The sequence below is a fragment of the candidate division KSB1 bacterium genome (genome assembly GCA_034506335.1).
In the GTDB taxonomy this organism is placed as follows: domain Bacteria; phylum Zhuqueibacterota; class Zhuqueibacteria; order JANLFK01; family Oleimicrobiaceae; genus Oleimicrobium.
Genome location: JAPDPR010000027.1, coordinates 33,503 through 44,316 on the forward strand (window position 1 = coordinate 33,503; position 10,814 = coordinate 44,316).

Here is a 10,814-nt window from a genome sequence, read left to right on the forward strand (position 1 = left end):
GTTCACTTTGACAACGCCCGCACTGTGCACGGGGCTAACGTTAGGTCTCGCCGTTGAACTCTTTCACCGCGTCAAACATGGCAACAAGATTCTCCACCGGGGTGTTAGCCTGAACATTGTGCACCGCGTTGAACACAAAGCCACCGTTCCGGGCAAAGATCTCGCACCGCCGCAGCACTTCTTCACGCACCTGGGCAGGTGTGCCAAAAGGCAGCGTCTTCTGCGTGTCAACCCCGCCCCCCCAGAACACCAGCTGATCGCCATACGTGTCCTTCAAGCGCCGCGGGTCCATGCCCGCGGCCGAACACTGTACCGGATTGATGACGTCAAAGCCCACCTCGATGAATGCTCCCATAAATGGCTCCACTGCTCCGCACGAATGCTTGAAAGTTTTCCAGCACGTGTGTCGGTGAATCCAGTCATTGACCTTTCGGTAGTAGGGCGCGTAGAGTGAGCGGAATGTTTCTACGGAGCAAAAGGTCGATGTTTGGGTGCCAAAGTCGGTGCCACAGACAAACACTACATCCACCAGGTCGCCCACGATGGAGTGAATTTTCTCCAGGTTGGCCAGGGCCACCTCTGTCTGTTTGGCATAGACCCGGTGTAGGTACTCCTGGCGGGTCACGGTGGAGATGTACCACTCGGCAATGTCCCGGATGCCCTTCGGGTACTTGAGAAAGGGAGCCGGCACCAAAGCGATATCCCCAAAGGCTGTGCCTCCGAAGCTGGCCACTATCGCCCGTGGGGAATCGGCCAAACGCTCCACTTCTGCCCGATAGTGGGCCAGGTCCTGGTCGTTCAACGGCTTGAACTCTTCGGTGTTGTCTGCCGGATCAAGGCGCTCCTCCTCAATGGGGGGTTGGCGGACGATGGTGTCAAAGAAAAACCCCGCGACAGGCATGCGCCCGCTGGGTGGCGCCGTGGTGTCACCTTCAGGGTAGATCAGCAGGTCACCGTTCGCGTCCACGGTTGTGCGAAAATGCTCCGAGACCAAGACCACCTGGCCCCAGGGGAGCCGGAACTCCCGCCAGTTCTCGTTGGGGAAGCCAAACATGGTGGTGCGGGCATATAGACCGTTCACGTCGATGCCCAAAACATCCTGGAGGTCTTGGTCTATCCATCCCAGCATCTGGTAAGGCTCGTGTACCTTTACCGGGCGGCGCTCCAGACCATAGTAGTCGCGCAGGGCCGCTACACAGGTCACGTGCATGCCGGTGACTCCAGTGCCGCCAAAATCGATGGGCACCTTGTCGGGCTCGCGATGGGCCAGTGCCGCTCGCACTCGCTCCCTGCTGGTCATATCCTGTATACCTCCATGGCCAGGTATCGGCTCGCTTCAGAGGACAATGGCCTCCACATGCAGGTCTCTGTTTTCATACGCGACGGACGCCTCCCCAGGACCGGCCTGCAGCAGCCGACCATCGGTGCGGAATGCACACTGCGCCGGCGATTCTGCCCTGCGGACCGCGACGTGTACACGCGCGCCCCGCACCACAAATGTGCCCTCGATGTAGTCTATTCCCGGAAGCAGGTGAGGACGGAGGGTAATGCCCTCGGCACCAGGTCGGAAACCTACCACGTGGTGGACTAGCAGCAATAGCATCTCCGCCCACGTCCACGGGATGACCCCAACCTGGGGACACGGCGGAGAAGGCCTTGGTCCATAAAACTCGAACCAGGCACCCGACTTGCCACCCGGCACCGAGTCCAGCCAGCGCAGGACTCGCCACACCTTTTCCCCGTCACCTGCCTCGGCATAGGCGCGGGCCACAAAAAGCGAGGCAAAGGGCCACGGCCCCGGGGAATCGGGCTCGGAGGAGACGTGGTAGCGACCATAGCCGCCGATGTCCCACCTCTGATTCCACAGCTCCTCCATGCTGGCCAGTGTGGCCCGGGCAAGTGGCGAGCCGGGGTTCACCTTGCCCACAACCACAGGCAGTACGCATGAAGTGTCCGGGTTCAGGAGATGCGGCCCAGGTCCGGCAAGAGGGACGGAGGGGTGGAGCTGGGCCTCCGCCATAGGCGTGATGTGCTCCTGGACCTCGCCGTCTAACCCTCGCCTTTTGATGATCCTACCTCCCTCCACCAGGCTGTGGGTGGGATGATGGAGCGCCGTGTGCCAGAGCTCCTCCGCATCCCTGTTCCATCGAGCCACCTCCGATTCCCGGCCCAGCGCCTTGCCCAGCTCGGCCGCGGCGCGCAACCCAAGCGACGCGTAGAGCTGGTGAGTGAGTTCAATGCCGGGCTGAATGCCGTAGAGACGGTGGCGCTCCCAGTACTCGCGGGTATTCGTCAGCAGACCAGACTTCGGGTCTCGGAACACCGGCCGCAGCGGGAACTCAGCCACTGCCACAACGCGCGGCCATAGACGACGGGCTAAGCTCAAGTCTCCTGTCCAGTGCCAGTATGAAGTGAGCGCGGTGAGCAGAACCCCGCCTTGGTCCAACTCAACCTCCTCTGGGCCACGCCGAACGCTGGAGTCAACAGTATCACCCTCTTCAGTGACAAACTCGGTGAAGAGCCGCTCGAGCATGGTGCGGGCCAGCTGATGCTGTCCTGTGAGCAGCAGGCCATGCACCACCATGGCTTGGTCGCGCACCCACTCCCGGTTGTACTGCCAAATGCTGCCATCCATTCGCCCAGAAGCAGAGATGGCCGCCGGTAGCTGCACTCGGGCAGCATCAAAGTACCGGTCTAATGGCTCGTGGTGAAAAAGCACGCGAGTCCCCTGCGGCGTTTTGCGGCCCCCTGACTCCGGGGACAGAGACTCTGGGGCGCCTTGCCCACAATGCGCACGCCCATCTTCCAGCGTGTACCAGAACGCATGCGTCACTTCGCCTTGGGCGGATGGGGTCAGCTGCACGCTCAGCCACTGATCGCCAAGGCCGGTGCTCAAACCAACTTTCTTGTTGCTCGGCGTGCGAATGGTGACTTCACGCAGGAGCACGGCGCGATCCGGGTGTGGGCAACAAAAAATCTCTGTGACCGCAGCCCCGCCCGCGTGCCAGGTCACTTCCACCGCCGGCACCCCTTGGCGCTCGGACCAATGCGCCTTCACCTCCTTCCCTGGAGGAGTCCACACCTGCTCCCCCCATTCCACCCGCAGCATGGTCGCCTCCAGTCCGGTCTGGGGGTCGAAACTGAGAACCTCGCGCTTCTTGGCCAGCCGCTCCGGATCCATGAGCAGCAGGCCGACAGGAGTCCCCTCCCCGGCCGGTGCAATCTGGACTGCCGCCTGTATCCGTCCGTTCCCCAGGAAAAAGTAGTAGCCGTCCTGCAGCCTGGTGCGCACGTCGGGATGACCTTGCGCCGGGTCGTCCTCATACAGGTGTTCCTTAAAGTCGATCATGCCTCCTCCAGAAATGAAGTGCGTGAAGGTCGAAAACTGCCTATCTCTCCATCAACTCAGAAAGCGGCGGAGCTGCTCCGGGCTGACCACCTGATCGATCCAGGGCAAGGGGGCAGACCAATCAAGAACGCCTAAGAACAAGCGAAAGCCGGCCGAGCAGTGTCCTTTGCCTAGCCGGAAGAAGGAGACCAACCAGTGCGGATCGCGACGGCACACGACCTCCATGCCTGTCAACCCTTTCCCCACGGGGCGAGGCTGTTGCGCTGGCCAGTGCCAAGGGTTGTCCGAGACGACATAGGACCAGTGCTGCACATGCCCGCCGAAAAAGAGGTAGTAACGGCCGTCCATTTCCTGCACGTTGCTTGACTCACATGGCGTGAGGTCCTCTGCCACATAGCACGGGCCACGGTCTTCCCATGCAAGCAAATCTCTGGATTCGGCCAACGCTACACACGCGCGCCCTTGGTTGGTAATGGCCGTGTAGTAGAGAAGAAACCGGTCACCCAGGCGCAACACATGGGGATCGCGGCAAGAAGCTCCGCCGCTGGTAGGACAGAAGGCCCAGCCGTACTCCTCAGGCCGGATGATGGGGCCGTCCCCAACGCGTTCCCAGTTGAAGAGATCATCAGAGACCGCCAGCCCGATACGCTGCGTGTTGTCCACCGTGCATCCTGCATAGAACATCCAGAAGCGTCCGCCGTGCTCCAGCACAAAAGGGGCTATCACGTGGCCGCCGTCCCAGCTTCCTGGGCGGACGTAGAAGCAAGGCTCGTGTGTCTCCCACAGGACGAAATCAGCAGTAGTGGCGTGGCCGATCCAGAGCTCGTTGCCAGGTAGGCAGCAACTGACATTCGGCGTGCCTGCAATGTGAAAGAGGTGGTACAATCCCGCGGCCTTGATCACGCAGTGGTCTTTCAGGTAGAAACCTTTTGGCGCGTAGCCCACCTGCAACCACTCCTCTTGGTAAGTGGCCTGCGCGGCTACGGCCTCACGATAGCACTGATAGTCCAGATTCGGGATCTCCACGAGCGCGCACCTCTGAATCAGCGAAAATCGTGGTCTTGGGAAAGACTCACGCGTCAGGAACCTTTCGGGTTAGCCTGCCGGCCACCTGGAGCAAGTCTCCGCTCCAGCGCCCGTCGCACGGAACTTCGCTCTTGGTGTCATAGCCACCAAGGCCTCCGGCTCCCGACGCTGGTACGTCGACTCCGCCCTACCTGTCCAGCCAGAGCGGACTTTCATGGTTCAGGCGTCGCCAGGTTCCCTGCACCTCCGTGCTTGTTCTTTTTGCAGCGCCCTCAGAGGTCGATGACCCGCGACGCAGCACGAGCCGGTCCGGCGCTGGTCAATAGATGGAACAGCGCGTACAGCTCCAGCGCGAAGGGCAGGTAACCCAGGTACCCGAGCACGGGCATCTCAAACAAGCGCACCTGGCCGACGAACGGCACGCGATAAATCCATTTTGGGTAAGAGTAAAAGTTCCACATCTCCCAGAAGAAGGCACACAGCATTACGCCGCCCCAGAGAGCCCAGACGGTGCGCCATTGCCCGCGGGAGGTTGCAACGAGCAAGGACGGCTTCTCACGCAGGGCATTGAGCGGGTCAAATATGAAGAACAGCGAGACCCACACCAAGGGGAAGAAGACGCCAGGCAGCGCTATCACAAGGATCAGCATAACCACTCCCGCGGCCAGCGCTCCAAGCAGTGCAGGGTGCGAGATCCTGCGGTCTGTCCTGGCGGGTCCTCCGGACGGCAGGAGGCAGCCCACCAGCTCGGCGCTGGTGAACACCGCCGGCATCACCGTGGAGAAACTCAGCGAGGCCAGCAGGACATAGACGATGTCCGACACGTGCTCTCGACCCACGTAGAACCAGTTTTGGGTGCGGAGGTCGATGAGCTCGAACAACCACCAGCCAGGGACCGACAGCACGTAGAGCCAGACGTAGGCCCACCTGCCTCGCGTGAGTGGCGAGGTGCCGCGCAGCGCTGCCACCAGACCATCGAGGACCAGGCAATACCCGAGCCACAAGGGAAAGAAAAGAAGGTGCGTTCGCATCCCGGGCAGGGCCCAATTGACAGGCCATACGACAGCCACCAGACCCAGGCCTAGCCAAAAATGAGCCGGCAGGCGCGCGGGCTGTTGCGGCGATCTGGTCATATGGGGCACCCGTTAGTTGGCACGCGGGCAATGCGCCTACGCATCTTCGGAGAAAAATGCGCCGGAGCGAAGGGAAAAGGCACGAGTGGGTCAGAGGCCCTCATCTGGGGGAAGGCCGCCTTCTGTGGCTGCTCCACGCCGGCGGCGACGGCCTGCCTCTGCGACCTTCAGGCGCACCATGGCCCGCCGCAGCGAAGCCTCGGCACGCGCAAAGTCCACCTGTTCCTCTGTTCTGCCGTGCAGGCGCGCCTCAGCCCGCCGCCTCGCTGCCTCTGCCCGCGCGATGTCGATCTCCTCAGCCCGTTCAGCACTATCGGCCAACACCGTCACACGGTCCGGCAGCACCTCCATGAACCCCCCGCCAATGGCAAAGATCTCTTCTTCGGCGCCGCGTTTGAGACGCAATTCGCCCGGCACCAAGGCTGTCATGAGCGGCGCATGGTGGGGGAGAATGCCCAGTACCCCGTCCGCACCCGGCGCGATCACCATGTCTACATCCCCGGAGTAGGCCACGCGCTCCTGGGTGATGATGTTCACACGCACCGGCACTGCCCGCTACGCCCTCATCTTCCTTCCCGCCTCAATGGCTTCGTCGATGGTGCCGACCATGAAAAAGGCCTGTTCGGGCAGGGAATCCAACTCCCCTTCGAGTATCATCTTGAACCCGCGCACCGTCTCGCGGACCGGCACGTAGCGCCCCTCACGCCCAGTGAATTGCGAGGCCACGAACATGGGCTGAGAGAAAAAGCGCTGCATCTTCCGCGCCCTGGAGACGACCAGCTTGTCCTCTTCACTCAGCTCGTCGATGCCCAGGATGGCTATGATGTCCTGCAAGTCCTTGTAGCGCTGCAGCACCTGCTGGACGCCTCGGGCAACCCGATAGTGCTCCTCGCCCACAATGCGGGGGTCCAGAATCCGACTGGTGGAGGCCAGGGGATCGACGGCTGGGTAGAGCCCTTGCTCGGCGATGGATCGCTCCAGGGAGATGGTGGCATCGAGGTGGGCGAAGGTCGTCACCGGCGCCGGGTCAGTGTAATCGTCGGCCGGCACGTACACCGCTTGCATGGAGGTGATGGAGCCCCGTTTGGTGGAAGTGATGCGTTCCTGAAGCTCGCCCATCTCCGTGCCCAGCGTGGGCTGATACCCAACTGCGCTGGGCAAGCGCCCGAGGAGAGCAGACACTTCCGAGCCGCTCATCACGAAGCGGTAGATGTTGTCTATGAAGAGCAGCACATCGCGCCCCTGGTCGCGAAAGTACTCGGCCATGGTCAGCCCGGTGAGGGCCACGCGGAGACGAACCCCAGGCGGCTCGTTCATCTGGCCAAAGACCATCACCGTCTTGTCGAGAACCCCCATCTCCTTCATCTCGTGCCAGAACTGAGTGCCCTCGCGTGTCCGCTCGCCGACTCCCGCGAACACGGAAAAGCCACCGTGCTCTTTGGCCAAGCTGAACATGAGCTCGGCGATGATCACTGTCTTGCCTACGCCGGCACCACCGAACACCCCGGTTTTGCCGCCCTTGGTAAAGGGCGCAATGAGGTCGATGACTTTCAATCCGGTTTCGAACAGTTCCGCCTGGGTGACCTGCTCTTCAAAGGCAGGAGCCGGACGATGGATGGGGTAATAGTCCTCGGCCTCCACTGGTCCTGCATTGTCAATAGGCTTGCCCAGCACGTTGAAAATCCGTCCTAGGGTCTTTGGACCCACTGGGACCTTGATGGGGCCGCCCGTATCCCTGACCCTCATGCCGCGGCGCAGGCCATCGGTGGTGTCCATGGCCACGCACCGCACCCAGTCGTCCCCCAGGTGCTGTTGGACCTCCAGCACTAACGGCTCTTGCCCGTCACGGGCCACTTCAAGCGCGTGGTAGATTTCCGGGAGCTGCCCCGTGGGGAAGGCGACGTCTACCACCGCCCCCAGCACTTGCACGATGTGGCCCACAGTTCCTTCTGCCATCCTAATGCACACTCCGATTTGTCACCTCAGTGCTGCAACGCCTCGGCGCCGCCAGCAATGTCGAGCATCTCCTTGGTGATGGCCTCCTGTCGCGCGCGGTAGTACTGAAGGGTCAGCGCATCCACGAGCTCGTTGGCGCTATCGGTGGCATTGCGCATTGCCACCATGCGCGCGCTGTGCTCGCTCGCCTGCGCCTCCAGGATCGCCTGGTAAATCTGCAGCTCAACGAAGCGAGGGAGTATCACACCGAGGAGCTGCCCAGGGCTTGGCTCGTAAATGTACTCCATGGCCGCGCGCGGCGGCAAATCCACCAAAAACCTGTCCAGCACCGAACCCCGTAATCTGCCGGGCGTGATGGGCAGGAGGGGACGCACCGCCGGGCGCTGCGTCATCGTGTTGATGAATTCGGTGTAAACGAGCCACACCTGATCACAGACCCCTGCGGTATAGTCCTCAATCACGGTGCGGGCGATGGGCGTGATCTCCAACAAGCCTGGGTGACGCGGGCCAAGCGAGAACTCCGCCACCACCTGCGCGCCGTAGCGTATCATGAAATCTCGCCCTTTCCGGCCCACCGCGCAGACCCGTACGGGCGCCGTGGCCTCGCGAAGAAACTGGAGAGCGAGGCGCAAGACGTTCGCATTGTAGCCTCCGCATAGTCCCTTGTCCGAGGTAATGAGTACCATCCCCACTACGCGCGGCGGGTCTCTTTCGTCAAGTAGTGGATGCAGCTGTTCGTGTCCGGGTTGGGCTGCGAGGTGGCTAATGACCTCCCACGCCTTCGCCGCATAAGGGCGCGTGGCAAGGGCTTCTTCCTGGGCGTGGCGCATCTTGCTGGCAGCCACCATCTGCATAGCACGCGTCACCTGCGCGATGCTGGCGATCCCCTTGATGCGCCGACGAAGCTCGCGAACCGTTGCCATGCACGCTTCCCTTCCGCCAAAGGCTCAGAAACGGGCCGTCTCTTTGTACTCCTTGATCGCCTGGTCCAACTTCGCGCGGGTCTCGTCACTCAAGTCTTTGTCCCGCATAATGGTCGCGCCAATGTCCGGATGCACAGTGCGCATGAATTGCAAGAGCCCTTCCTCAAAGGCCCGGATCTTGTCTACCGGTACGTCGTCGGCATAGCCATTGGTCACTGCGTAGATCGCCATCACCTGCTCGTCCAATGGCACCGGAGCGTATTGCGGCTGCTTGAGGAGTTCCGTCAACCGCTGTCCGCGTTCCAATTGATCACGAGTGACCTTATCCAACTCCGAGCCAAACTGGGCAAACGCGGCCAATGCCCGATAGGAGGCGAGCTCCAGGCGAAGTTTGCCCGCCACTTTCTTCATTGCTTTGGTCTGGGCATCGCCGCCCACGCGTGAGACCGAAAGCCCGGCATTGACCGCCGGTCTGATGCCCGCATAGAACAGATCACTCTCCAAGTAGATCTGCCCGTCGGTGATGGAGATCACGTTGGTGGGGATGTAGGCGCTCACGTCGCCCGCCTGCGTCTCGATGATGGGGAGTGCCGTGAGTGAGCCGCCGCCATAGTCATTATGCATGCGCGCCGCCCGTTCCAAAAGGCGCGAGTGGAGATAGAACACGTCGCCCGGGTAGGCCTCGCGGCCAGGCGGCCGCCGCAGCAACAAGGAAATCTGGCGATAGGCCCAGGCATGTTTGGTCAGATCATCGTACACCACCAAGGCGTCGCGCCCTTGCTCCATGAACTCTTCGCCCATAGCGCACCCAGCGTAAGGGGCAAGGTACTGGAGCGCAGCCGGCTCCGAGGCGCTGGCCACCACCACAATGGTATGCCCCATGGCGCCGTACCGCTCCAGAGTTGCCACCACCTGCGCCACCTGGGCGCGCTTCTGCCCGATGGCCACGTACACACAGATGAGGTCCTTGTCCTTCTGATTGATGATGGTGTCGATGGCCAAGGCCGTCTTGCCCGTCTGCCGGTCACCGATGATGAGTTCGCGTTGCCCGCGGCCAATGGGGATCATCGAATCGATGGCCTTGATGCCCGTCTGTACGGGTGTATCCACGTTCTGTCGGTAGACCACTCCCGGGGCGATGCGCTCCACTGGGCGGAACCGTTCGGTGCGGATCGGTCCCTTGCCATCCACGGGCTGGCCCAGGGCGTTGACCACGCGCCCGATGAGCTCCTCGCCCACTGGCACCGAGGCGATCCGCCCTGTGCCGCGCACCTCGTCGCCTTCCTCGATGTGGGCATAGTCGCCCATGATGATAACCCCCACGCTGTCTGCCTCCAAGTTCAGCACAATCCCCATCACGCCGCCGGGGAATTGCACCAGCTCGGAGGCCATGACCTCAGAGAGGCCGCTGACGCGGGCAATACCGTCGCCCACCTCGATGACGTGCCCGATGGTGGTGGTGCGCAGCGGCGCTTCGAAGGCCTCGATTTCGCGACGGATGCGCGCGGTGATATCTTCGGCATGTATCGGCATGGTGAGTCCCTCGTCCACCTACCGGCTGTCCCTTAGCTTGTCGTGCAAGGCCGCAAGTCGTCCAGCCAGGCTCCCGTTGAGCACTTTGTCGCCCACCTTGATGACTACGCCGCCGAGAATGTCGGGGTCCACGTGAAAGTGTACGGCAAGGTTCTCGCCAAAGCGCTTTGCCACTTCTGCCTGGAGGGCTTGACGTTCCGCTGCCGTCGGCGGCACGGCGGTGATTACCTCGGCGACGTCATTCCGACCTGCACCGGCCAGGGAGTGGGCAAGTTGTTCGACCACCTCACCCAAAAGCGGCAGGTGTCCTTCGCGGAGCATCACGTAGAGCATGTTACGCGCCTCGCGAGAAATGCTCGCAGGGAGCAGTTGGTCCAACTGCTGACGTCGCTCCTCAAATGCCTTACCCACATCGCTGAGCTCGGCCATGCATTCCCTGTCCGCCGAAAGCCTGTTCCACACGCTGCGCAGGTGCGCCACCCACTCTTGGGTGATGTGAGCGTGTGCAGCGCCGGCATAGCTGGCCGCCAGCGCCTTGCCTCGTGCTCCGCTCCTGCTCCTCACGCAAGTCCCCCGCTTTGCTGAAGAAAGTCGCGGATGAGGCGGCGCTGGGCCTTTTCGTCCACCGCGACCGTCTGACGCAGCGTTTTGCGTGTCAGCTCCACCGCCAAATCCACCACCTGCCGGTGCAGCTCGGCCAACACTCGCTGCCTTTCCAGTTCCACCTGCTCCCGTGCTTGCTGGCGGATCTCCTCTGCCTCTCGGCGCGCTTCGGCCAAAATGCTTTCGCGCATCTTTTCGGTCTCCTGGGCAATGCGCGTGGCCGCCTCCTGCGATGCCTGTCGCGCCTGCTCCAGCTCCCGCTGAAAGGCCACTCGTTGTGCCTCCGCCTCC

Annotated in this window: 10 protein-coding genes; all 10 read right to left on the bottom strand. The window is 62.2% G+C overall.

Features of this window, described 5'->3' with window-relative positions:
• Positions 1 to 40 precede the first annotated feature (40 nt).
• Complete coding sequence (locus ONB25_09210; protein MDZ7393054.1) at positions 41 to 1,300, bottom strand: methyltransferase; 1,260 nt, start codon at positions 1,298 to 1,300, stop codon at positions 41 to 43.
• Between the two features lie 36 nt (positions 1,301 to 1,336).
• Positions 1,337 to 3,349: a hypothetical protein gene (locus ONB25_09215; GenBank protein MDZ7393055.1), complete on the bottom strand. Its 2,013-nt coding sequence runs from the start codon at positions 3,347 to 3,349 to the stop codon at positions 1,337 to 1,339.
• A gap of 51 nt (positions 3,350 to 3,400) precedes the next feature.
• Positions 3,401 to 4,375: a hypothetical protein gene (locus ONB25_09220; GenBank protein MDZ7393056.1), complete on the bottom strand. Its 975-nt coding sequence runs from the start codon at positions 4,373 to 4,375 to the stop codon at positions 3,401 to 3,403.
• A 272-nt stretch (positions 4,376 to 4,647) separates the two neighbouring features.
• Entirely contained in the window at positions 4,648 to 5,508 is an 861-nt protein-coding gene (locus ONB25_09225; GenBank protein ID MDZ7393057.1) for a hypothetical protein, read from the bottom strand.
• A gap of 90 nt (positions 5,509 to 5,598) precedes the next feature.
• Positions 5,599 to 6,057 (bottom strand): F0F1 ATP synthase subunit epsilon, encoded by a 459-nt coding sequence (locus ONB25_09230; protein ID MDZ7393058.1) that lies wholly within the window; start codon positions 6,055 to 6,057, stop codon positions 5,599 to 5,601.
• A 6-nt stretch (positions 6,058 to 6,063) separates the two neighbouring features.
• Positions 6,064 to 7,464, bottom strand: a complete 1,401-nt coding sequence (gene atpD, locus ONB25_09235) for a F0F1 ATP synthase subunit beta (GenBank protein ID MDZ7393059.1) — start codon at positions 7,462 to 7,464, stop codon at positions 6,064 to 6,066.
• A 26-nt stretch (positions 7,465 to 7,490) separates the two neighbouring features.
• Entirely contained in the window at positions 7,491 to 8,387 is an 897-nt protein-coding gene (atpG, locus tag ONB25_09240; protein MDZ7393060.1) for an ATP synthase F1 subunit gamma, read from the bottom strand.
• 24 nt (positions 8,388 to 8,411) lie between these two features.
• Positions 8,412 to 9,920, bottom strand: a complete 1,509-nt coding sequence (gene atpA / locus ONB25_09245) for a F0F1 ATP synthase subunit alpha (GenBank protein ID MDZ7393061.1) — start codon at positions 9,918 to 9,920, stop codon at positions 8,412 to 8,414.
• A gap of 18 nt (positions 9,921 to 9,938) precedes the next feature.
• Positions 9,939 to 10,484 carry an ATP synthase F1 subunit delta gene (atpH, locus tag ONB25_09250; GenBank protein MDZ7393062.1) on the bottom strand — a complete coding sequence of 182 codons (546 nt, stop codon included), beginning with the start codon at positions 10,482 to 10,484 and terminating at the stop codon, positions 9,939 to 9,941.
• Positions 10,481 to 10,814: hypothetical protein (locus ONB25_09255; GenBank protein MDZ7393063.1), on the bottom strand; the 334-nt coding region annotated here is incomplete at its 5' end. The genes ONB25_09255 and atpH, both read right to left, overlap by 4 nt.

Coding starts and splice junctions, on each gene's coding strand:
- ONB25_09210 (MDZ7393054.1), bottom strand. CDS start 1,300: ATGACCAGCAGGGAGCGAGTGCGAGCGGCACTGGCCCATCGCGAGCCC.
- ONB25_09215 (MDZ7393055.1), bottom strand. CDS start 3,349: ATGATCGACTTTAAGGAACACCTGTATGAGGACGACCCGGCGCAAGGT.
- ONB25_09225 (MDZ7393057.1), bottom strand. CDS start 5,508: ATGACCAGATCGCCGCAACAGCCCGCGCGCCTGCCGGCTCATTTTTGG.
- atpD (MDZ7393059.1), bottom strand. CDS start 7,464: ATGGCAGAAGGAACTGTGGGCCACATCGTGCAAGTGCTGGGGGCGGTG.
- atpG (MDZ7393060.1), bottom strand. CDS start 8,387: ATGGCAACGGTTCGCGAGCTTCGTCGGCGCATCAAGGGGATCGCCAGC.
- atpA (MDZ7393061.1), bottom strand. CDS start 9,920: ATGCCGATACATGCCGAAGATATCACCGCGCGCATCCGTCGCGAAATC.